The 20,261-nt window shown below is 72.3% G+C and carries 20 protein-coding genes; 13 read left to right on the plus strand and 7 right to left on the minus strand.

Translation table 11 applies throughout. The features are described from left to right. The first annotated feature begins 50 nt into the window (after positions 1 to 50). The 5 genes from AC0665_RS13065 to AC0665_RS13085 are packed head-to-tail and all read left to right on the plus strand — an operon-like array spanning position 51 to position 4,425. Complete coding sequence (locus tag AC0665_RS13065) at positions 51 to 1,820, plus strand: sensor histidine kinase (protein ID WP_468404647.1); 1,770 nt, start codon at positions 51 to 53, stop codon at positions 1,818 to 1,820. Further along, entirely contained in the window at positions 1,817 to 2,227 is a 411-nt protein-coding gene (locus AC0665_RS13070) for a roadblock/LC7 domain-containing protein (protein ID WP_003994857.1), read from the plus strand. The genes AC0665_RS13065 and AC0665_RS13070 overlap by 4 nt, the downstream gene beginning before the upstream one ends. Next, a complete protein-coding gene (locus AC0665_RS13075; protein WP_030845180.1) occupies positions 2,224 to 2,595 on the plus strand; it encodes a DUF742 domain-containing protein in 372 nt (123 codons plus the stop codon). The genes AC0665_RS13070 and AC0665_RS13075 overlap by 4 nt, the downstream gene beginning before the upstream one ends. After that, the gene (locus AC0665_RS13080) at positions 2,576 to 3,178 is read left to right on the plus strand and encodes a GTP-binding protein (RefSeq protein ID WP_363116471.1); all 603 of its coding nucleotides are present in this window, start codon (positions 2,576 to 2,578) and stop codon (positions 3,176 to 3,178) included. The genes AC0665_RS13075 and AC0665_RS13080 overlap by 20 nt, the downstream gene beginning before the upstream one ends. Continuing rightward, entirely contained in the window at positions 3,175 to 4,425 is a 1,251-nt protein-coding gene (locus AC0665_RS13085; protein ID WP_478605494.1) for a cytochrome P450, read from the plus strand. The genes AC0665_RS13080 and AC0665_RS13085 overlap by 4 nt, the downstream gene beginning before the upstream one ends. Positions 4,426 to 4,531: 106 nt before the next feature. On the opposite strand, the gene AC0665_RS13090 is transcribed toward AC0665_RS13085, so the two are convergent. Continuing rightward, entirely contained in the window at positions 4,532 to 6,268 is a 1,737-nt protein-coding gene (locus tag AC0665_RS13090; protein WP_478605492.1) for a hypothetical protein, read from the minus strand. A 646-nt stretch (positions 6,269 to 6,914) separates the two neighbouring features. Between AC0665_RS13090 and AC0665_RS13095 the strand changes: the two genes are divergently transcribed. Continuing rightward, positions 6,915 to 7,307 (plus strand): VOC family protein, encoded by a 393-nt coding sequence (locus tag AC0665_RS13095; RefSeq protein ID WP_363116468.1) that lies wholly within the window; start codon positions 6,915 to 6,917, stop codon positions 7,305 to 7,307. Between the two features lie 87 nt (positions 7,308 to 7,394). Here AC0665_RS13095 and AC0665_RS13100 read toward each other — a convergent pair whose 3' ends face one another. After that, complete coding sequence (locus AC0665_RS13100; protein ID WP_468404655.1) at positions 7,395 to 7,691, minus strand: DUF4235 domain-containing protein; 297 nt, start codon at positions 7,689 to 7,691, stop codon at positions 7,395 to 7,397. Positions 7,692 to 7,734: 43 nt separating this feature from the next. Further along, a complete protein-coding gene (locus AC0665_RS13105; protein WP_478705004.1) occupies positions 7,735 to 8,760 on the minus strand; it encodes a glutathione S-transferase family protein in 1,026 nt (341 codons plus the stop codon). A gap of 139 nt (positions 8,761 to 8,899) precedes the next feature. On the opposite strand from AC0665_RS13105, the gene AC0665_RS13110 reads away from it, so the two are divergent. Continuing rightward, on the plus strand, positions 8,900 to 9,820 hold the full coding sequence (locus AC0665_RS13110; protein ID WP_468404875.1) for a cation diffusion facilitator family transporter: 921 nt from the start codon (positions 8,900 to 8,902) through the stop codon (positions 9,818 to 9,820). A gap of 86 nt (positions 9,821 to 9,906) precedes the next feature. On the opposite strand, the gene AC0665_RS13115 is transcribed toward AC0665_RS13110, so the two are convergent. Both AC0665_RS13115 and AC0665_RS13120 read right to left on the minus strand, forming a co-directional pair. After that, complete coding sequence (locus tag AC0665_RS13115) at positions 9,907 to 10,356, minus strand: nitroreductase family deazaflavin-dependent oxidoreductase (RefSeq protein WP_468632999.1); 450 nt, start codon at positions 10,354 to 10,356, stop codon at positions 9,907 to 9,909. A gap of 102 nt (positions 10,357 to 10,458) precedes the next feature. Beyond that, positions 10,459 to 11,091 (minus strand): LysE family transporter, encoded by a 633-nt coding sequence (locus tag AC0665_RS13120; RefSeq protein ID WP_478705005.1) that lies wholly within the window; start codon positions 11,089 to 11,091, stop codon positions 10,459 to 10,461. A 352-nt stretch (positions 11,092 to 11,443) separates the two neighbouring features. Here AC0665_RS13120 and AC0665_RS13125 point away from each other — a divergent pair, with 352 nt between their 5' ends. Both AC0665_RS13125 and AC0665_RS13130 read left to right on the plus strand, forming a co-directional pair. Beyond that, positions 11,444 to 12,640, plus strand: coding sequence for a cytochrome P450 (locus AC0665_RS13125; protein WP_468633002.1), 1,197 nt, complete (start codon positions 11,444 to 11,446; stop codon positions 12,638 to 12,640). 11 nt (positions 12,641 to 12,651) lie between these two features. Further along, positions 12,652 to 12,849: a ferredoxin gene (locus AC0665_RS13130; RefSeq protein ID WP_468404665.1), complete on the plus strand. Its 198-nt coding sequence runs from the start codon at positions 12,652 to 12,654 to the stop codon at positions 12,847 to 12,849. A gap of 20 nt (positions 12,850 to 12,869) precedes the next feature. Here the strand turns inward: AC0665_RS13130 and AC0665_RS13135 are convergent, their stop codons facing one another. Beyond that, positions 12,870 to 13,421: a TetR/AcrR family transcriptional regulator gene (locus AC0665_RS13135; RefSeq protein WP_468404667.1), complete on the minus strand. Its 552-nt coding sequence runs from the start codon at positions 13,419 to 13,421 to the stop codon at positions 12,870 to 12,872. A gap of 92 nt (positions 13,422 to 13,513) precedes the next feature. Here AC0665_RS13135 and AC0665_RS13140 point away from each other — a divergent pair, with 92 nt between their 5' ends. Further along, positions 13,514 to 13,972, plus strand: a complete 459-nt coding sequence (locus AC0665_RS13140) for a nuclear transport factor 2 family protein (protein WP_468404668.1) — start codon at positions 13,514 to 13,516, stop codon at positions 13,970 to 13,972. 139 nt (positions 13,973 to 14,111) lie between these two features. Beyond that, positions 14,112 to 15,080, plus strand: coding sequence for an aldo/keto reductase (locus AC0665_RS13145; protein ID WP_468633010.1), 969 nt, complete (start codon positions 14,112 to 14,114; stop codon positions 15,078 to 15,080). Between the two features lie 16 nt (positions 15,081 to 15,096). Here the strand turns inward: AC0665_RS13145 and AC0665_RS13150 are convergent, their stop codons facing one another. Then, positions 15,097 to 15,939 carry a phytanoyl-CoA dioxygenase family protein gene (locus tag AC0665_RS13150; RefSeq protein ID WP_468404672.1) on the minus strand — a complete coding sequence of 281 codons (843 nt, stop codon included), beginning with the start codon at positions 15,937 to 15,939 and terminating at the stop codon, positions 15,097 to 15,099. 63 nt (positions 15,940 to 16,002) lie between these two features. Between AC0665_RS13150 and AC0665_RS13155 the strand changes: the two genes are divergently transcribed. Together AC0665_RS13155 and AC0665_RS13160 are read left to right on the plus strand one after the other, a co-directional pair. Beyond that, positions 16,003 to 16,941 carry a helix-turn-helix domain-containing protein gene (locus AC0665_RS13155; RefSeq protein WP_478705006.1) on the plus strand — a complete coding sequence of 313 codons (939 nt, stop codon included), beginning with the start codon at positions 16,003 to 16,005 and terminating at the stop codon, positions 16,939 to 16,941. A gap of 371 nt (positions 16,942 to 17,312) precedes the next feature. Next, a complete protein-coding gene (locus tag AC0665_RS13160) occupies positions 17,313 to 20,258 on the plus strand; it encodes an RICIN domain-containing protein (RefSeq protein WP_478705007.1) in 2,946 nt (981 codons plus the stop codon). Positions 20,259 to 20,261: the final 3 nt, after the last annotated feature.

Raw genomic sequence — 20,261 nt, forward strand, 5'->3', positions numbered from 1 at the left:
GAGTGCGGTCCACACCCCCCCGTTCGATCGTGTTGCCTCGAAGGATGCAGATGGAACTCGCCACTCCGCCACCGGCGGCGCGGGCCCCTGTCGCCTGGTACAGCTGGTGGTTGTTGCCGCTGGGCTTGGGAGGCGGGACCGTTGCCGCCACGTTCATGAGCTCGGAGCGAATAACCACGGCCGTCGCCGGAGTCGCGGCGACGGCGGCCGGTGCCGTGTGCGTACGCCTGCTGCTGCGCACCCGGGCCCAACTGCACCGGGCGGAGACCTCCTTCCGTGCCACGCAGGCCGAGCACAACCAGCAGTGGCAGCAGCATGTGGCAGGCCTGGAACGCAAGTTCGCCGCCGATCGCGCCGGGCTGGAATCCCGGCTCAACGAGCAGAACGCGACCTATGAACGGCGCCTGGCCGACCAGAGCGCCGCGTACGAGACGCAGCTCGCCGACCAGAGCGCTGCATACGAGGCACAGCTCACCGAGCGGTCCCGGGCCTATGAGGAGCGGCTGACCGAACAGACCACGTCCTACGAGGCCCGGCTCGCCGAGCAGGCCGAGGCCTGGCAGGAGCAGCTCTCCCACCAGCTCGCGGCCGTCGCCCTGCTCGCCGACGAACAGCTGCCCGACGCGATGGAGAAGCTGCGCGCCGGCGAGGCCGTCGACGACCTGCTGCCCACGGTCAGCCAGTGCGCCAAGGTCAGTGCGGAACTCCAGGCCGAACTGCGCAAGCTGCTGCGCACCTCCCTGATCGGCCTGGAGGCGGAGTTCGACCGCTCCACCTCCGCCGAGCAGGCCGTGATCAGCATCGGCAACCGCATCCACGTCCTGACCAGCAAGCTCCGCGGCCGGCTGCACGAGATGCAGGGCGAGCACGGCCGGCTGCCCGCCGTCGCCCGCGGCCTGATGGAGCTCGACCAGGAGCTCGGCCCCGCCGACTCCCTCGCCGCGAGCATCGGTGTGCTCGGCGGCTCGGACCGGCCCGGCCGGCAGTGGCAGGAGCCGCAGCGGCTGCTGAGCGTGGTGCGCGGAGGCATCGGCCGGATCAAGGACTTCCACCGGATCCAGGTGCGCCATCTGCCCGAACTCGGCGTCGACGGCGGCCTGGTGGACCACCTCACGCTGATCCTGGCCCACCTCCTGGACAACGCGGCCCGCTACTCGCCGCCCACCGAGCCGGTCCTCATCTCCGGCAAGGAGGTGCCCAACGGCGTCGGCATCGAGATCCAGGACTCCGGCAAGGGCCTGAGCGAGGAGAAGAAGCGCGAGGCCGAGCACGCCCTCGCGGGCACCGCGCCCGGCGCGGGCCTCGGCGGCATCACCGAGGACGCCAGCATCGGCCTCCGGGTCGTCGGCGCCCTGGCCCGTCGCTACGGCATCCGCGTCACCTTCGCGGACTCGCCGTGGCTCGGCACCTCCGTGGTGGTCGTGGTCCCGCACAAGTACTTCAGCCCGCTGCCCACGGCCGTGACCGCACCGGCCCCACCCGCTCAGGAGGTCCGCGCCGCCGCGGCCACCCCGGCCCGCGAGACGGTCACCACGTCCGCCCCGCCGGCCGAGACCGGGGAGACCACGCCCGGCGGGCTGCCCCGGCGCCGCAGCAGGCGCAACGAGACGGAGGCGTCCAAGCCGGCCGAGCGGACCGACCGGACCGGCCGGGGAACCGTCGCCGCCGTCCCGCCGGACGCGTCCTTCTCGGGCCTCGCCGCCTTCGCCACCGCCGGACGCGACGCGGCGGAGGCCTCCCCGGCGGCCGACGACGGCGACACCCGCGCCGGCCGCGCGTACACCGAGCACCGCACCGAAGAGAGCGACCACTCCTCATGACGCAACAAGGAACAGACGTGAGCTGGGCGCTCCGCGATCTCGTCGAGAGCATCCAGGAGATCCGCTTCGCCCTCGTGGCCTCCAGCGACGGCAAGGCCATCACCTCCTACGGCGCCGAAGACCCCGACGACGTCGACCGCTTCGCCGCCGTGGTGGCCGGACTGCAGGCCCTGGCCCAGCCGGTCGCCGAGCAGTTCCCCAAGTACGCCGGGCAGTTGCGCCTGGCGATGATCGAGGTGGACGGCGGGCACCTCTTCGTCGTGCGCGCCGGTGTGGAGACGTACCTCGGTGTCCTCGCCAGGGAAGGCCTCGACCAGGGCCTGCTCGGGCACCAGATGAGGGACCTGGCCCGCAGGATGGGTGAGCTCCTCGGCACCACTCCTCGCCTGGAGGAGCACTCTGGATGAGTGCTCCCCGCAGGCCGTCGGACCCGTCCGGTCTCGAGCGCTACTACGTCCTCACCGGCGGGCGCAGCGGACCGGGCGGTTCGGCGTCGAGTCTCGACGTGGCGACTCTCGTCGTCTCCCGCGCCGCCCCGTTACCGGGCATGCAGCACGAGCACGAGGAGATCCTCCGCCGCTGCCGCGACCCGCTGTCGGTCGCCGAACTCGGCGCTCACCTCGGGCTCCCCTTCAACATTCTCGCGGTGCTGCTGTCCGACCTGCTGGACGCAGGTCGCGTCGAAGCCCGTAACCCCATCCCGGCCCACGAAGCCGGCCGCGGGCCCGACCTCGCGCTCCTTGAGGAGGTACTCAGTGGACTTGAAAGGCTTTGACCAACCCGGAGGCTCGGCCGGGGACACCCGCTCGGTGAAGGTGATGATCGCCGGCGGGTTCGGCACCGGGAAGACCACCATGGTCCGGTCGGTCAGCGACATCAAGCCGCTCACCACCGAGGAGACCCTCACCCAGGCCAGCGCCGACGTCGACCACCTCATCGGCGTCGCCGACAAGACGCAGACCACCGTCAGCCTGGACTTCGGCAAGATCGGCATCAACGAGAGCCTGGTGCTGTACCTGTTCGGCACGCCCGGGCAGGAACGGTTCTGGTTCCTGTGGAACGGGCTGTTCAAGGGGGCCCTCGGCGCGGTGGTCCTGGTGGACACGCGCCGCCTGGAGTCCAGCTTCCGGGCGATCGAGGAGATGGAGCGGCTGGACGTCCCCTTCGTCGTCGCCCTGAACGTCTTCCCCGACTCCCGCAACTATCCGGTCGAGGAGATCCGGGACGCCCTGGACATCCCCGAGCACACCCCGGTCGTGGCCTTCGACGCCCGCGACCGGGCCTCCAGCCGGGACGTCCTCGTCGCCCTGATCCACCATCTGAAGGAACGCTCGGCCGTGGCCATGGAGCCCCGATGAACGACTCGACCGAATCCGGCCTGCAGGCCGTGCGGGGCTGCCCCGTCGCCCACCACGGGGCCGACCTGACCCGGCTGTACGGCCCGGAAGCCGCGACCGACCCGGCGGGCATCTACGAGCGGCTGCGCAAGGAGCACGGCTCGGTCGCGCCGGTCCTGCTCGAAGGGGACGTCCCCGCGTGGCTGGTCCTCGGCTACCGCGACAACCGGCGGGTGCTCGACAACCCCCGCCAGTTCAGCCGGGACGCGCGGATCTGGCGGGACTGGCGGGAGGGCCGGATCGAGGAGACCTCGCCGATCATGCCGATGGTCGGCTGGCGCCCCGACTGTGTGTCCCAGGACGGCGAACCGCACCGCAGGCTGCGCGGCGCCGTCACCGACGGGTTGCAGGCGGCGGCTGCCCGGGGCATCCGGCGGCACGTGGCGTACTTCGCGAACAAGCGGATCGACACGTTCGCCGACGCCGGGCGCGCCGATCTCGTGGCCGACTACGCCGAGCAGCTGCCGATGCTCGTGCTCACCAGGATGCTGGGCCTTCCCGCGGCGGACGGGCTCCGCCTGATCGAGTCGTGCGCCCAGGTCTTCAAGGGCGGTGAGGGCGCCCTCGAGCACAACGAGCGGATCATGGAGATCCTCGCGGAACTCGCCGAGCGCAAGCGGGCCGAGCCGGGCTCAGACTTCGCCACGGCCCTGCTGGAGCACCCGGCCGGTCTCGACCACGACGAGGTCGTCAGCCATCTGCGCCTGGTGCTGATCGCCGCGCACACCACCACCAGCAATCTGCTGGCCCGGGTCCTGCAACGGGTCCTCACCGACGCCGCCCGGCTGTCCGGCCTGGTCAGCGGGGAGCTGAACATCTCCTCGGTGGTGGAAGAGGTCATGTGGGACGCCCCGCCGCTGTCCGTGCTGCCGGGCCGGTTCGCGACCGCCGACCTGGAGCTGGGAGGCCATCACGTCCAGGAGGGAGAACTGCTCATCCTGGGCCTGGCCGCCGGCAACCTCGACCCGGAGGTACGGCCCGAAGCGGCCGTCGCCGTGCAGGGCAACCAGTCGCACCTGGCGTTCAGCGCCGGACCGCACGAGTGCCCGGGGCAGAACATCGGCCAGTCCATCATCGAGATCGGCGTGGACGTCCTGCTGCACCGGCTGCCGGACCTGCGTCTGGCCGTACCGCCGGACGAGCTCAGCTCGACCGCCTCCACGTGGGAGTCCCGGCTGGACAGCCTGCCGGTCGAGTTCACCGTCTAGGCCACACCGGAAGTCCCTCGCCCGGCCGGCTTCCGGCCGGGCGACTTTCGTGCGTGGGTGCGGGCGGTGGCTCATCCGCTCGGCAGGCCGTCACCGCATCGAGGCGTCAGCCGTCGAGCCAGTCGCCCGCGACGCCCGTGGGACGGTAGCCCGTGGCGTTCCAGAGGAAATGCGGATGGGCGCAGCCGAACATGTAGGCGAGCAGTGCGGTGTCCTCCCGCCCGGTCCGGTGATCGTGCAGGGTGTGGAAGGTCTCGGATCCGACTACGCCGGCGTCCTGCTGGATCTGACGCGCGCGGTCCGGCGAGGGAGCGGCGCTGGATGCCTCCACGGCGGCGATGTAGGTGCGGCGCAAGATCTCCCAGGTGCTGTCCGTGTTGCCGTACCAGGGGCCGTGCAGTGCCTCGAAGGCATGGAGCTCGGCGTCGAAGAGGGCCCAGGCCGCGGGGTGTTGGGCCCGGCAGCGTGCGGACAGCTCGGCGGTCCGGGGGCTCAGTTCCGGTGCGGTGGGCCGCGGGGCGATGGTGAGGGTGGTGCCGTGGGTGAGGATGCCGGTGCACGGGTTGGGCTGGAGGTCGCACAGCGGGCACTCCTCGGCCGGGGGGAGGCCCTCGGTGATGCCGTCGAACCACAGGGCGTGGCGGCCCGTGAGCCCCATCCAGACGATGGTGGTGGTCATCAGCCAGGTGTTCCACATCGCGCTGTGGGCCTCGGGCGTGCAGCCGTACTTGACGAGTGCTATCGCGCAGGCGGCGTAGAGCGCCTTGGTGTGGGTGGGCATGTCGGCGAGCCAGAAGTTGCTGATCTCGCCGGTGAGGGCGTCGGCCCGTACATCGGCCATGTCGTCGATGACGCGGCACAGCAGCAGGGAGGCGAGGTTCTCCTCCTGCCAGAGTTCGGTGTCGGGGGCGACGTGCCAGAAGAGGCAGTCCAGCATCTGCAGGGCCGAGTAGGCGCTCTGGCTGAGCGGGTTGGTCTGGGGGAGCACGACGCTGCCCGCCTCGTGCTGCTGGAGCCAGTACTCGTCGACGGAGCGCTTGTGGGCTGCGAAGAGTCCGGAGACCAGGGCCCGTGCGCTGTTGGTGCTGAAGTCCTCGACCAGGCGGTCTTCGACGTGCCGGGTGAGGAGCGCTGTGTCGATGGTGTCGACCACGCGCTTGTACTCGTGGAAGACGAGGATGTCGTCCTCGAAGCGGTGGCGATGGCCGAGGTCTCGTTCGAGGTCGTTCATCTGCCGGGTCCAGGACCAGCCACCGGTCAGGACGCTGTCGAGTTCCCGGCGGTAGGGCCAGGTCTTGACGGTGAGGGGACGACCGGCGCTCTGCCGCCAGCGGTAGTCGTCCAGCGTGCGCGCGGGGGGCGTGGGCAGCCGGCGGCACAGAGGGCAGGCGCAGACGGTCGTCTGCTCCTCCTCGCGCGGCGGCGGGGTGAGTGCCCGGCTCCTCCAGGCCCCCTCCAGCATCGCGCAGGCGAGTCTGCACACCTCGATGTCGGTGCTGACCTGGGGGAAGGCTGCTTCGATCATGCGCAGGCCGGCGTCCAGGTGCCGCAACCTGGCGTAGCCCTCCTCGTCGGGCGGGAGGAACGCGGGCCGCGCCAGATGGAGGGCTCCCTCCACATGCAGCGTGGTGCTGGAGGAGTGGGGGGAGCCGAACGCGTTCAGCCGCTGCTGAAGGGCGTTCTGGGACCTTCGGTACTGCTCCGTGCTCCCGTTGATGTGGTCCACCAGAAGGCGGGCCAGGGCGTTTCCCGCCTCCGTGGGCTGGAGTTGGGCGCTCGGCTGCGCCGGGAGCGAGCTGTCGACGGACGTCTTCGGAACGGCACCTGCGACTCGAGATTTCACACCGGTCTCCCAATGGGCTGTGGTCCTGGCAACGGAATCGATCGACCGTGGTCGTTGACGGCCGTGTCCGGGAATGTTCTGTGCTTTCGGCGACGGCCTCGCCGGACAGCCGGACTCACGCGACCGGCTTCGGCTCGCTACGAACGACCGCGGGGGGTACGACTGCCGCGTCGACGCCACGGGGTGTCGTAGGGCAGGTCGAACCGGGCGTCCTGAGGCATGCGTTTCCTTTCGGGAGGCGGAACGCTGAGTCCCTCCACCCCTGGGAGCGGACGGTCAGCAGGACCGCCCGCACACTCGAACTGGACTTCCCGCCTCGAAAGTTGAAGCGAGAAGCGGTACGAGGCTGCCCAAGGCGCTAATGCGCCATTCGTGACCGGACCGTGATCTCGGTTACTGCCGAAAGGTGTTGAGCTGCGTACACTCCCACCCTCCCTGGGACAACCGGAATCCCCGGTCGTGCGGCGGGGGCGCGGGGGAGACCCCGTCACACCGGAACCATGACCTCACCGCCCTCACGCGCGGCGCGAACTCATGGGCGACGGACGGTGGTTGAAGACCGACTGAATCCGCCGGTCCGGGATATCCGCAAGGTACGGGTCCGCGGGGCACGACCGCCCCGCGACCGGAATCCTGCGGAGGAGACATGGCACTGGTGAAAGCGGGGGTCCTCGTGCTCGACTGCGCCGAGCCCGAGAAACTCGCCGTGTTCTACAAGGAACTGCTGGAGGGGGAGGAGTCGGACGCCACCGCCAACCGGGTGGAGATCAAGAGCGCCGACGGCTTCCGGATCGCACTGCGCCGGGACGTCAACGCGACCCCGCCCAGCTGGCCACGTCCCGAGAACTCCCTCCAGGCCCACCTGGAGTTCGTGGTCGACGACCTCGACGCGGTGGAACGCCGGGTCATCGGTCTCGGCGGCCGCCCCCTGGAAGCCAAGGAGCCCTCGGGGCCCCTGGAGGAGCGCGGCTACGCCGACCCGGCGGGCCACTCCTTCACCCTGCGGCGCACCGCGCCGACGGCGCCCAAGCAGGGCTGAGCACCAGCACCCCACGGGCAGCGGCGGACGGCAGGGCGCACACGAAACGGCCCCGCCCGGCAGAAGCCGGGCGGGGCCGCGCCGTCGTCAGTCCCGGCCGCCCTTCTCGCCGGCGGGCCAGGTGCCCGTCGAACGCTCGATGGCCTTGGCGCCCGCCCGGTCCACGGCGCTGCGCACCACCGCGAAGATGGCGCCCTGGATCGCGGCGGCCAGCAGCACTTCGCCCCAGCCGCGGTCCTTGTCCAGCGCGTCCGGCGCGTCCTCCTCGTGCCGGATCGCCATCCACGCCTTGCGGAAGGCCAGCCCGCCCAGCCAGCCGCCCGACCAGCCGAGCACGAACCCGAGGGGCTGGTACGCGAGGGACATCTTCTTCTTCTTGGCCACGAGAACTCCTTGATCGCTCGTAATAAGGGGGGAATGAGGGTGGTCAGGGGGTGGGCGCCGCCGGGATCCGCTCCTCGGCGCGGACCGGCCCGGGCGGTGTGCCGTCACCGAACGGCCTGCCGCCCAGCTCCTCACGCCGGTGCGGGGTCAGCCAGCCGGACAGGTCCGGGCCCAGCGGCACGATGCCGGTCGGGTTGATGCCCGTGTGCACCCGGTAGTAGTGGCGCTTGATGTGGTCGAAGTCGACGGTGTCGCCGAACCCGGGCGTCTGGTACAGGTCGCGGACGTAACCCCACAGCACCTGGTTCTCCGTCAGCTTCCAGCGGTTGCACTTGAAGTGGCCGTGGTAGACCGCGTCGAAGCGGACCAGCGTGGTGAACAGCCGGATGTCCGCCTCGGTGATCGTGTCGCCGACGAGGTACCGCTGCCGCTCCAGCCGGGCCGCGAGTGACTCCAGCCGCCCGAACACGCCCGCGCAGGCTGCCTCGTACTCCTCCTGCCCGGTGGCGAAACCCGCTCGGTAGACGCCGTTGTTGACGTCCTCGTAGACGTCCGCCATCACCTCGTCGATCTCGTCGCGCAGCTTGTCCGGGTACAGGTCCGGGGCGCCGTCCCGGTGCAGGGCCGTCCACTCCGTCGCGAGGTCGAGGGTGAGCTGCTGGTAGTCGTTGGTCACCAGCCGCCCGCTGGGCACGTCCACGATCGCCGGCACACTGACCCCGCCGGGGTAGTCGCGCTCGCGCCGGTCGTAGGCCTCGCTGAGATAGCGGATGCCGAGGACCGGGTCGCGACCGTCCTCGTCCAGGGTGAAGCGCCAGCTGCGGTCGTCCTGGATCGGGTCGGCGACGGCCAGGGACAGGGAGTCCTCCAGACCGAGCAGCCGCCGGGAGACCAGCGACCGGCTCGCCCAGGGGCAGGCGCGGCTGACGACCAGGCGGTAGCGGCCGGCCTCCACCGGCCAGCCGTCCCGGCCGTCCGCGGTGATGCGGTCCGCGAAATGCGCCTTGGACCGTTTGAACGCCTTCCTCCCGTAACCGGTGTTGCCGTCGTCGCCGTCGTCGCGGCTCATGGGGGTGACCTCCTTGCCGTACGTGGACCCTGGTGAACGCGTTCCCCGTTTTCCGCCGACGGCACGGTGTGAGCACCGCCGACCGGGGCAATCGGCGGAGGTGACTGATGAGGGAAGTGATCGCAGGACACGCGTCACCGTGCTGGTGGCGCTCGCGGCCAATCTGGTGATCGCGGTGGCCAAGGCCATCGGCGGACTGGCAGCGGGGTCGCCGGCCCTGTTGTCCGAGGCGGCCCATTCGGTGGCCGACAGTCTCAACGAGGTGTTCCTGCTCGCGGCGCTGCGCCGCAGCCGGCGCCCCGCCGACCGCCGTCATCCCTTCGGGTACGGCAAGGAGCGGTTCTTCTGGTCGCTCCTCGCCGCCGTGGGGATCTTCGTGATGGGAGGCTGCTTCTCCTTCTTCCAGGGCTTCGAGGCCCTCACGAGCGGTGCGGAGGAGGAACTCGGAGGCTATGTGGCGGGCCTGATCGTGCTCGGGATCGCCCTCCTCGCGGAGGGCGGTTCACTGGTGCGGGCGCTGTATCAGGTGCGCCGGCAGGGCGGGGCGGGCGCCGGGATGCGCGACCCGGCCCTGCGCACGGTCGTCGCCGAGGACGGCACCGCGGTGCTGGGCGTCACCCTGGCCATCGTGGGCATGGCGCTGCACATGGTCACCGGCCAGGTGGTGTGGGAGGCGTCGGCCTCGCTCGCGATCGGCGCGCTGCTGGTCTACGTGGCCTTCCGGCTGGGCCGTGACGCCCGCGACCAGCTGATCGGCGAGGCGGCCGACCCGGAGTCGAGTGCGCGGATCGAGTCGCTGCTGCGGGCCCAGCCGGAGATCGACAGCGTGGAGGCGCTGTTCACGATGAAGACCGGCCTCGACACGGCCCTGGTGGCCGCCCGCGTCGACCTGATGCCCGGCCTGGACAGCGAGCGCGTGGAGGAGGTCGCCGTCCGCATCAAGCGCTCCATCGCCCATACGGTGCCCGAGGCGGCCGAGATATTCCTGGACGTGACCGACCGGCCCGCGCGCGAGGCAGCGGAAAGCCCCGCCGCGACGGGGGAACGCGGCGGGGCCTGAACCTCGCTTGCCCCGTCGCGGCAGGTTCACACCCACGGGGGAGGACGTTGTGCGCCGGCTGCCCCAACCGGGCGGCCGGCCCCGTCTCAGCCGGCCGCGGCCGGCTCCAGCACGAACACCGGGATCTCCCGGTCCGTCTTCTTCTGGTAGTCGGCGTACGCGGGATAGGCCGCGACGGCCCGCTCCCACCACCGCGCCTTCTCCTCGCCCGAGACCTCACGGGCGGTCATGTCCTGCTTCACGGGCCCGTCCTGGAGCTCCACGTGCGGGTGGGCCAGCAGGTTGAAGTACCAGACGGGGTGCTTGGGCGACCCGCCGAGGGAGGCCACCACGGCGTAACGCCCCTCGTGCTCCACGCGCATCACCGGCGTCTTGCGCAGTTTCCCGCTCCGGGCACCGCGTGAGGTCAGGACGACGACCGGCATGTTCGAGCCCTGCAGCGTCGTCCCCTCCGTGCCGCCGGAGCTCTCGTACAGCTCCACCTGCTTGCGCACCCACTGTGTCGGGCTGGGTTCGTACTCGCCCTCGAGAGGCATGACATCCGTCCCATCGTCGCGTCCGCGGCTCCTTGCCACCTGTCGTCAACACCCGTACGCGCGGGAATCATCCGCCCCGCCGGATCCGGCCGGAACCGGACCTCACCCCGGGGCGAGCGCCATCCGCACGGCCAGAGCCGTCATCACGGCGCTCGCCACCAGTGCCGTCGCCAGTCGCCCCCGACGGCCGGTCAGCGCACGGCCCAGCAGGGCTCCGCCCCCGGCCAGCAGCACCTGCCAGCTCGCGGAGGCGGCGAAGGCCGCCAGCACGAAGACGCCCTGTTCCAGGAAGCCGGCGGGACCGGTGGCCCGGGAACCGAGCACGAGGGCCGCGAAGTAGATGACGGTGGTGGGGTTCAGCAGCGTGATGCCCAGCAGGCCCAGATAGGCCCGGGCGGGGCCCGGGGGAGCGGGGGCGGTACGGGCCGCGAGCCGCCGGCCGCGGTACTCGCGCAGCGCGATGACCGCGCCCCGTGCCGCGAGCGCGAGCAGCACCAGCACGCAGACCCACCGCAGCGGCCCGAGCACCGGCCGCAGCGCGGACGCCAGGGCCGTGCCGCCGAGGGTGGCGGCGAGGGCGTAGAGCCCGTCGGCGGTGGCGACGCCGAGCGCGGCGCAGACGCCGGTGCGCAGGGAGGTGCGGGCGGTGAGGGAGACGAGGTAGGTCCCGACGGCGCCCACGGGCACGGCGATGCCGTACCCGGCGAGCAGCCCCGCGACGAGCGCGGCCGTCATGACCGCGGCGGCGTCGGTCCTCCCCGGCGGCCGGTGCGCTGCTGTCGGGCCGCGGCGGGAACGGCGACGGACGACGGCAGGAGCACGGTGAACGTAGACATGGCCGGATCCTGCGGCCTGACCCGCCGCGCGGGCAACCGGTTTTCGCACCGGCGCCGGCTTCTGTGGGCCCGGAGACGGGGGCGCCGGGGCCGTACCACCCGTGACGGTCCCCCGGTTTCGAACAAGAGGACGGCACTCCCCGGCCATGTCGACCCCGCAGCCGATCTGGCCGAACTTCGCGTCGCCCCCTTAGATGCCTGGGGCATCTAATGAAGATCGGCACGACGTTCTACTCGTCTGCGAGGTCTCCATGACGGACACGACCGCACCCGTCGCCTTCCCCCAGAGCCGGACCTGTCCCTATCACCCGCCCGCCGCCTACGACGCCCTGCGCGCCGAGCGCCCCCTGAGCCGGATCACCCTCTTCGACGGACGCGAGGCCTGGCTCGTCAGCGGACACGCCACCGCCCGCGCGCTGCTGGCCGACCCGCGCCTGTCGTCCAACCGCGACCGGCCCGGCTTCCCCGCCCCCACCAAGCGCTTCGCCGGGATCCGCAACCGCAGGACGGCCCTGCTCGGCGTCGACGACCCCGAGCATCGCGCCCAGCGGCGGATGGTCGTCGGGGACTTCACCCTCAAGCGGGCCGTCGAACTCCGGCCACGCATCCAGCAGATCGTGGACGAACGACTCGACGCGATGATCGCCGAGGGCCCCGCGGCGGACCTGGTGAGCGCCTTCGCGCTGCCCGTGCCGTCCATGGTGATCTGCGCCCTGCTGGGCGTCCCGTACGCCGACCACGACTTCTTCGAGACCCAGTCGCGACGGCTGCTGCGCGGCCCGGAGACCGCCGATGTGCTGGACGCCCGCGACCTGCTGGAGACGTACTTCGGCGAGCTGATCGACCGCAAGCGGCGCGAACCCGGCACCGGCCTGCTGGACGACCTGGTCCACCGCCGGCCGAGCGAGGGCGGCCTCGACCGCGAGGGCCTGATCGCCATGGCCCTCATCCTGCTGGTCGCGGGCCACGAGACGACCGCCAACATGATCTCGCTCGGCACCTTCACCCTGCTCCAGCACCCCGAACGGCTCGCCGAACTCCGCGCGGACTGGCGGCTGCTGCCGGCCGCGGTAGAGGAGCTGATGCGGATGCTGTCGATCGCGGACGGCATGCTGCGCCTGGCCGTCGAGGACATCGAGGTGGCCGGGACGACCATCCGCAAGGGCGAGGGCGTGGTCTTCGCGACCTCCCTCATCAACCGCGACGAGACGGTCTATCCGGAGCCGGACACACTCGACTGGAGCCGCCCGGCCCGTCACCACGTGGCGTTCGGTTTCGGCATCCACCAGTGCCTCGGGCAGAACCTCGCCCGCGCCGAGCTGGAGATCGCCCTGCGCAGCCTCTTCGACCGGCTCCCCGCCCTGCGCCTGGCCGTACCGGCCGAGGAGATCCCCTTCAAGCCGGGCGACACGATCCAGGGGATGCTGGAACTCCCCGTGACCTGGTAAGGGCGTGCGCCATGCACATCGACATCGACCAGCACCTCTGCATCGGCGCGGGGCAGTGCGCCCTCACCGCCCCGGCGGTGTTCACCCAGGACGACGAGGGCTTCAGCACCCTCCTGCCGGGTGCGTCGGACAGCGGCAGTCCGCTGCTGCGGGAGGCGGCACGCGCCTGCCCGGTCAGCGCCATCACCGTGTCCGAGACGGTGCGCTGACAGTGCTATGAGGCGGGATCTCACACGGCGTCCAGGAGCCGCCGGGCCGCCTCGCGCGCCTCGGCCGCGGGTCCGGCGCTCCCGGTGACGCCCGCCGTGACCATGGCGCCCTCGGCCAGCAGGAACAGCTGCCCGGCCAGCGCGTCGGGCAGTCCCGCGTCCGCCGTGAGCGAGCCGAGGTACTCCCGGAACGCCCGCTTGTGCGCGCGCACCAGGGCGGCCACACGCGCCGAGCCGGCCCCCAGCTCGCCGTACGCGTTCAGCCAGGCGCAGCCACGGAAGCCCGGCTCGCCGAACCACTCCCCGAGCCGGTCGAAGACGGCCAGGATCCGCTCCCGCGGCTCCCCGTGCCGCTCGACATGCGCGGCCAGCTGCCCGCGCCAGCGTGTGTCGCGCCGCTCCAGATACGCCACCACCAGATGCTCCTTGGACGGGAACAGCTGGTAGAGCCGCTTGAGCGAGACACCGGAGGCGCCGCGGACGTCGTCCATGCCGACGGCGCGCACACCCCGCCCGTAGAAGAGCTCCTCGGCGGCGTCCAAGGCCCGCACCCGGGCCGCTGCGCTGTCCATGAACGACCCTTCCTTGACGGGAGAACGAGCGTTCTCCTACGGTAGCAGCCAGCCGGAGAACGCTCGTTCTCCCGCGCTCCCGGGGAGGATTCATGACCGACCGCCCGCCGCTGCCGCCCTTCACCCGCGAGAGTGCCGCGCGGAAGGTGCAGGCCGCCGAGGACGCCTGGAACACCCGCGACCCACACAAGGTCTCCCTCGCCTACTCGCCGGACTCCGTCTGGCGCAACCGCGACACCTTCGTCACCGGCCGCGCCGGGATCGTGGCGTTCCTGACCCGCAAGTGGGAGCGCGAGCAGGAGTACGCCCTGCGCAAGGACCTGTGGGCCTTCGACGGCAACCGCATCGCCGTCCGCTTCCAGTACGAGTGCCGCGACACCGACGGGCAGTGGTGGCGCTCCTACGGCAACGAACTGTGGGAGTTCGACGAGCACGGCCTGATGACCCGCCGCGAGGCGAGCATCAACGACGTCCCGATCGAGGAGAACGAGCGCCGCATCCACGGCTCCCGCCCGGAGACGGAACGGGCGGACACCCTCCCCGTCCGGTGACCCCCGGGCACTCGCCGGGGTTCCCCGGTGACCGAACAGGCCGCGCGCCCCGCCCTGTCCCGACCTGGCCGGCCCCGGCCGTCCACCGCGGACACGTACGCTCCCGAGACAAACCCTCCCGAAGGCAGGAGCAGCAACGATGCAGTACGTGAAGCTCGGTTCGACGGGCCTGGACGTGTCGCGGATCTGTCTGGGGTGCATGACCTACGGCCTTCCGGACCGCGGCACGCACGAGTGGACCCTCGACGAGGAGGCCTCGCGCCCGCTGATCCGGCAGGCGGTGGAAGCGGGGATCAACTTCTTCGACACCGCGAACGTCTACTCCGACGGCACCAGTGAGGAGATCGTCGGCCGGGCCCTGCGCGACTTCGCCCGCCGCGACGAGATCGTCCTCGCGACCAAGGTGCACGGCCGGATGCGGCCCGGGCCGAACGGCGGCGGACTGTCCCGCAAGGCGATCCTGTCCGAGCTCGACCGCAGTCTCGGCCGCCTCGGCACCGACTACGTCGACCTCTACCAGATCCACCGCTTCGACCCGCACACCCCGGTCGAGGAGACGATGGAGGCGCTGCACGACGTCGTCAAGGCGGGCAAGGTCCGCTACATCGGGGCGAGTTCGATGTACGCCTGGCAGTTCTCCAAGGCCCAGTACACCGCGCGGCTCAACGGCTGGACGCGCTTCGTCTCCATGCAGAACCACTACAACCTGATCTACCGCGAGGAGGAGCGGGAGATGCTCCCCCTGTGCGCCGACCAGGGCGTGGCCGTCCTGCCGTGGAGCCCGCTGGCCCGTGGCCGCCTCACCCGGGACTGGGACACCACCACCGAGCGCAGCGCCACCGACGCCTTCGGCGGCAGCCTGTACCAGGAGGGCGACCGCACCATCGTCGAGGCGGTCACCCGCATCGCCCGGGAGCGGGGCGTCCCCCGCGCGCAGGTCGCCCTGGCCTGGCTCCTCCACCAGCCCACGGTGACGTCCCCGATCGTCGGGGCGTCCAAGCCCGGGCACCTGGAGGACGCGGTGGCCGCCGTGGAGCTCCGGTTGAGCGACAAGGAGCTGGAGGAGCTCCAGCTGCCCTACAGCCCCCACCCCGTCGCCGGGCACTGAACCCACGCCCCAAAGGTCAGTGCGGCCCCTGCGCTGCGAACTCCGTTCCGCAGGGGCCCGCCCCCTCGCTCTCCGCCAGCTCCACCCTCGCCCCGCTCATCGCCAGAGTCCGGTAGAACCGCCCGATCCGCTCGGCCGACCGTCCCACGTAGTGCCCGATGAACGACCGCCGGAACCGCTGTGCCGACCGGTTGGGCCGCGACCCGTGCACCAGGCTCCCGTTGAAGAACAAAACGTCCCCCGGAGCCATGTCCACCGGCACCGGCGCCAGGCCGGCCGGCGGCGGGACGTACTCCCGCGCGAACGACACCTCCGGGTCGGCGAGCTCCGGGCAGAACAGGTCCATGAGGTGCGTGCCCGGCACGACCTCCAGCCCGCCGTTCTCCCGGTCGATCACATCGCAGGCCACCCACGCCGCCACACAGGTCCCCGGCTCCACCCGCAGGTAGAAGTTGTCCTGGTGCAGCGCCTGTCCCCGCGCGCCCGGCGGCTTGAAGTAGAACATGCTCTGCGCGGCGAGCACCTCCTCACCGAGCAGCACCTCGAGCACCGTCCGCAGCCGGGCGTCCAGCAGCACCTCCCGCGCGACGTCGTCGATCTCGTGCGGATGCATCACCCGGGGCCACACGTGCAGCGGATCGGCGCCCGGCGTGTCCGCCGCGCGCGGCTCGAAGTGCCCCGGCACCGGGCCGGCCGCACGCAGCTCCGCGAACGAGTCGCACAGCCGGTCGATCTCGTCGGCCCCGAAGAGCCCGCGCACCACCGTGAAACCGTCCTCCTCGAAAGCCTCCCGGTACCGCCCGAGCCCGGCCGGGTCCAGGATGGAAGCGCCGGTGGCGCCCTTGCCCGTGACTGTCATGAACGCACTCCTCGGTCAGGTGTCCTCGGTGCGAAACGCTAGGCCTGCGGGCCGTCGAGGAGGATGCCCGTGCGTGCTGACGGATTGCCCGTCCCTGCTGACCGGTCGGACAACGATGACCCCGGCGTCCCCGCTCCGCCGCCCGGGCTGGTCGTGCTCGGCCACTTCGACCAGCCGCCCGGCTACGGCGTCAGCCGACCGCGCGGATCCGCGAGCTGGCTCTTCACCTGGACCACGGCGGGCCGGGGACGGCTGTGGCAGGGCGGGGCGCGGGCCTCGGCCGGTGCGGGGGACCTCGTCGTACTCGCCCCCGGCGTTCGGCACGGCTACGAGGTCGAGGCCGGGGCCCGGCACTGGCGGTTCTGGTGGGTGCACTGCCAGGCCCGCCCGTCCTGGGGCGCGTGGCTGCGGCCGTACGAGGCCGGCGACGGGATGTACGTGGTCACCTCCGCACCGGCCGGGGTGCACGACCGCGTCGGTGCGGCGTTCCGGCGGATGCAGGCCGACGCCCGCTGGACCGGCTCCGGGGCGCCGCCCGACGGGGCGTCCGAGGACGGGCAGGTCGCCGTGGCGCACGGCAGCGCGGCCCGTGAACTGGCCCTGTGCGCGCTGGAGGAGATCGTCCTGCTCACCACCGCCGCCGCCCGGCCGACGGCGCCCCGGCCGGGGCTGGACCCGCGGATCCGCCGCGCCCGGGACCTGATCGACGCCGATCCGGGCGCCCCGCACACCGTCCGCTCCCTCGCCGAGGCGGTCGCGCTGTCACCCTCCCGCTTCGCCCATCTGTTCAGCCGGCAGCTCGGCCAGTCGCCCATGCGCGCCCTGCGCGAGGCGCGGCTGCGCCATGCCGCCCGGCTGCTGGAGAACACCGACCTGCCCGTCGAACGGGTGGGCGCGGCCTCGGGCTTCGTCAGCCCCTTCCACTTCAACCGTGCCTTTCGGGCGCGCTACGGCACCCCGCCCGGGGCGTACCGCACGACCCACGCCGGCCTGCCCGGCTGACCACCGCCATTGGTTTCCCGGGCGTCCCCGAAAGACCGGCGCGGAAAGGGCGGCAACCGCGTGAGCTGCTGGGCAGGCGGTGATCCAATGGTTTCCGGGTGGCCACTCCGGGCGGGGAAATGCGAGCCGCTAAAAGGGGGCAGACGGCACGGAAATGCCTATCGCTCCGTTGATTGACATTTTGTCAAAAGGCTGCGCCCGCGCAGGCAATGCGCGAAACTGTGCGATCACTTGTTCCCTGTCCCTGAGCTGTGCAAAGGTGTGCTGTCGGCGTGTCCACACCACGCCTTTCTTCGTATGCGCGAGGCCGCCGGGCCGGCATACCCCTTGGTACGGACTTTATTCCGCATGTCCTTGAGAGGAATGCAGCCGTGAAAGACGCAGGCCCGTCGAATTCTCCGGCCTCGGCCCGCGGGTTCGGCGCGACGGACGAGCAACTGAGCGCGGAGCTCAGGAAGTGGACCGGGGCGACGCCCGCGCTCCATCCCGTCGGCGAGCTGCTGGACCGGCACTGGGAGGCGGCCTTCGCCTACGCCCGCCTGTGCACCGACGGCCCCCGCGCCGCGGGCATGCTCACCACGGCCGCGTTCACCCGGCTCTTCGGCGAGACCCTCCGTCAGAACGGCCCGACCTCCGCCTGGCGGCCCCAACTGCTCGTCACCGTGCGGCGCATCGCGGCCGAGTGGGCCGGTGACCACAGGTGCGACACGCTCCACCCGGAGCTGCTGTCCGGGACCGAGCGGCCCGCCGCCCTGCTGCTGCCCTCGCCGCACCGGCGTCTGCTGTCCGGGGCGTACCAGCGGCTGCCCCAGTCCGCCCGCTGCCTGCTGTGGCATGTCGAGGTCGAGGCCGAACGCCTCTCCTCCCCGGCCGGGTTGCTCGGCCTGGACGAGGAGGGAGCCCGCGTCGAACTGGGCCGGGCCCGGGACCGGCTGCGCGAGGAGTGCCTCCAGCTGCACCGTGAACTCGCCCCCGACGAGGAGTGCCGGCGCTATCTGCGGCTGCTCGACGTGACCTACCGGCGCGGGGGCGCCGCCATCGACCCCGACCTGCGCGCCCACATCGAGGGCTGCGGGCACTGCAGCGCCACCGCGGACCAGCTCGACCAGTTCAACCACGCCCTCGGTGCCGCCCTGTCGGAGGCGGTACTGGGCTGGGGCGGCCGGAGCTACGCGGAGAGCCGGGCGAGCGAGGCGGGGGAGAGCGCCGAGGGCGGCCGCGGCGCGGAGCGCGGACGGCCCGGGAAGGCGGCCGGTGCGGCCCCCGCGAGCATGCCGGCCGGTGCGGCGCGAGAGCTCTTCCCCGACCCGATGAGTCTGGCGCGCGAGGTCTTCCCGGACCCGCCGGTGGTGGCGCACGAGATCATTCCGCCCCGGACGGGAAGGGCGCGCGGGGCGTCCCGCTACCCGGCGGGTGCGGCGGACGAGGTGTTCCAGGACCCTTCCACCGGCACGGGTGCGGCGCACGGTCTGTCTGCGGACCCTTCCGGTGTGGCGGGCGGGGCGTTCCCGGACCTGCTGGGCGGGGCGCGCGAGGTCTCTCCCGACCCGGCGCCCGAGCCCTCCCAGGGCCCCACCCGGAGGGCACGCCGAGCGTCCCGCAAACCGGCGGACGGGGCAGGCGAGGTCCTTCCGGACCCTTCCGGGAGGGGTCGTAGAGGGTCTCGTAAACCGGCGGGTGAGACCGGCGAGGTGTTCCCGGGCCCTTCCGGGATGGTCCCCGGTGCGGGTGGTGGGGCCGATGGGGTCTCTCCAGGGCCTTCCGGGAGGGGTCGTAGAGGGGCTCGCAAACCGGCGGGCGGGGCCGGCGAGGTCTCCCCGGGTCCTTCCGGGAGGGGTCGTAGAGGGTCTCGTAAACCGGTGGGTGGGGCCCGCGAGGTGTTCCCGGGCTCGTCCGGGAGGGCGAGTGGAGTGGCCCCCGGCACGGGTGGTGGGGGCGGCCAGGTCTTCCCGGACCCCTCCGGGAGGGCGCACGGGGCGGTCCCGGACGCGGCCGATGTGGCCGGGGAGGCCTTCCAGAAGCCTTCCGGAGGGCCGCAAGGCCTGTACCCGGACGCGGCTGGTGTGCTCCATGCGATGGGCCCGGGTGCCGATCGCGCGGTGCGTGACCCTGCCGGCACGGCGGCTCACGGAGGCTTCCCCGGCCCTGCCGGCACGGGGCATGAGGCCTTCCCGGACCCGGTCGCCCTCGCCGGTGCCGTCGGTGAGTCGTTCACGGATCCCGGGGGTCCGGCGGGCGTGCCACCGCGCCCCGCTCCGGCGGAGGGCGTGAACACGGCCGGGACCGCCGCGCGGTCTCCCGCGCCGGCCGCACCCGGGTGGCCCGCACCGCCCGCCACCGCGCCCCCGGGGTCGCGACCCGTCGGCCCGCGGACCGCCGCACGGAGGACCGCCCACAAGGCGGCCCGCCGTGCCAACCGGCGACGCAACCTCACCGTCGGCATCCTGACCGTCAGCGGTCTCGTCGTCCTGCCCCTCGTCCTGTGGTCCACCGGCAACTCGGGCGACGGAGCCCCGGCCGGGCAGGACCGTCCCTCCGAGGGCGCCCCCGACTCCGACGCCGGCGCGTCGGCCACCGACCCGTCGTGGGCCGACGCGGGCGACGCCGAGAAGGGCGCCCTGCGCGGCCGGCTGCACAACGTCGCCTCGGATCTGTGCGTCGGCATCGACGGCAAGAAGGCGGTAGAGGGCGGGGAGGCCGAGCTCACGGCCTGCTCGGCGGAGTCCGCCCAGCAGTGGACGTACGAGACCGACGGGCTGCTGCGCAACGGCGCCGCCCCCGACCTGTGCCTGGACTCCGGGCTCGGCTACTCGGTGCGGCTGGCCCCCTGCGCGGGCCCGTCCCGGCCCGAGCTCGAGAACATCCGCTACGACTTCACCCTCCAGGGCGCCCTGGTGCCCCGCTCGGACCAGGACCTGGCCCTGGCCCCCGCCGCGACCGACGGATCGGGAGCCCTGGTCCTGAAGAACCGGACGGACGACGAGGCCCAGCGCTGGGTGATCGACACATCCAGGGCCGACCTCCAGCTGAAGTCCGTCAACTGGAACGCCGCCGCCCCGGCACCGCGTCCCACGCCCACGCCGCCCCCCGCTCCGACCCCGTCGAAGACACCCGAGCCGTCCCCGACCCCGTCCCCGACCTCCGCGTCACCGCAACCGGCGCCGAGCAGCCCGGCCGCCACCGCCCCGGCCTGCGAACGCTACGGGTACTACTGCGACAGCGACAGCCGGTACGGCAGCCCGGGCGACGGCTACCCCGGACACGGGTACGGCGGCGGGTACGGGTACGGCGGATACGGCTACGGAGGGCGCCGCTGACCC

The organism is Streptomyces sp. NPDC043685 (assembly GCF_056436585.1).

What these genes read in the sequence shown, in the direction of transcription:
- AC0665_RS13065 (WP_468404647.1), top strand. Translation starts at nt 51, where the DNA reads ATGGAACTCGCCACTCCGCCACCGGCGGCGCGGGCCCCTGTCGCCTGG.
- AC0665_RS13070 (WP_003994857.1), top strand. Translation starts at nt 1,817, where the DNA reads ATGACGCAACAAGGAACAGACGTGAGCTGGGCGCTCCGCGATCTCGTC.
- AC0665_RS13075 (WP_030845180.1), top strand. Translation starts at nt 2,224, where the DNA reads ATGAGTGCTCCCCGCAGGCCGTCGGACCCGTCCGGTCTCGAGCGCTAC.
- AC0665_RS13085 (WP_478605494.1), top strand. Translation starts at nt 3,175, where the DNA reads ATGAACGACTCGACCGAATCCGGCCTGCAGGCCGTGCGGGGCTGCCCC.
- AC0665_RS13095 (WP_363116468.1), top strand. Translation starts at nt 6,915, where the DNA reads ATGGCACTGGTGAAAGCGGGGGTCCTCGTGCTCGACTGCGCCGAGCCC.
- AC0665_RS13105 (WP_478705004.1), bottom strand. Translation starts at nt 8,760, where the DNA reads ATGAGCCGCGACGACGGCGACGACGGCAACACCGGTTACGGGAGGAAG.
- AC0665_RS13115 (WP_468632999.1), bottom strand. Translation starts at nt 10,356, where the DNA reads ATGCCTCTCGAGGGCGAGTACGAACCCAGCCCGACACAGTGGGTGCGC.
- AC0665_RS13120 (WP_478705005.1), bottom strand. Translation starts at nt 11,091, where the DNA reads ATGACGGCCGCGCTCGTCGCGGGGCTGCTCGCCGGGTACGGCATCGCC.
- AC0665_RS13125 (WP_468633002.1), top strand. Translation starts at nt 11,444, where the DNA reads ATGACGGACACGACCGCACCCGTCGCCTTCCCCCAGAGCCGGACCTGT.
- AC0665_RS13130 (WP_468404665.1), top strand. Translation starts at nt 12,652, where the DNA reads ATGCACATCGACATCGACCAGCACCTCTGCATCGGCGCGGGGCAGTGC.
- AC0665_RS13135 (WP_468404667.1), bottom strand. Translation starts at nt 13,421, where the DNA reads ATGGACAGCGCAGCGGCCCGGGTGCGGGCCTTGGACGCCGCCGAGGAG.
- AC0665_RS13140 (WP_468404668.1), top strand. Translation starts at nt 13,514, where the DNA reads ATGACCGACCGCCCGCCGCTGCCGCCCTTCACCCGCGAGAGTGCCGCG.
- AC0665_RS13145 (WP_468633010.1), top strand. Translation starts at nt 14,112, where the DNA reads ATGCAGTACGTGAAGCTCGGTTCGACGGGCCTGGACGTGTCGCGGATC.
- AC0665_RS13150 (WP_468404672.1), bottom strand. Translation starts at nt 15,939, where the DNA reads ATGACAGTCACGGGCAAGGGCGCCACCGGCGCTTCCATCCTGGACCCG.
- AC0665_RS13155 (WP_478705006.1), top strand. Translation starts at nt 16,003, where the DNA reads ATGCCCGTGCGTGCTGACGGATTGCCCGTCCCTGCTGACCGGTCGGAC.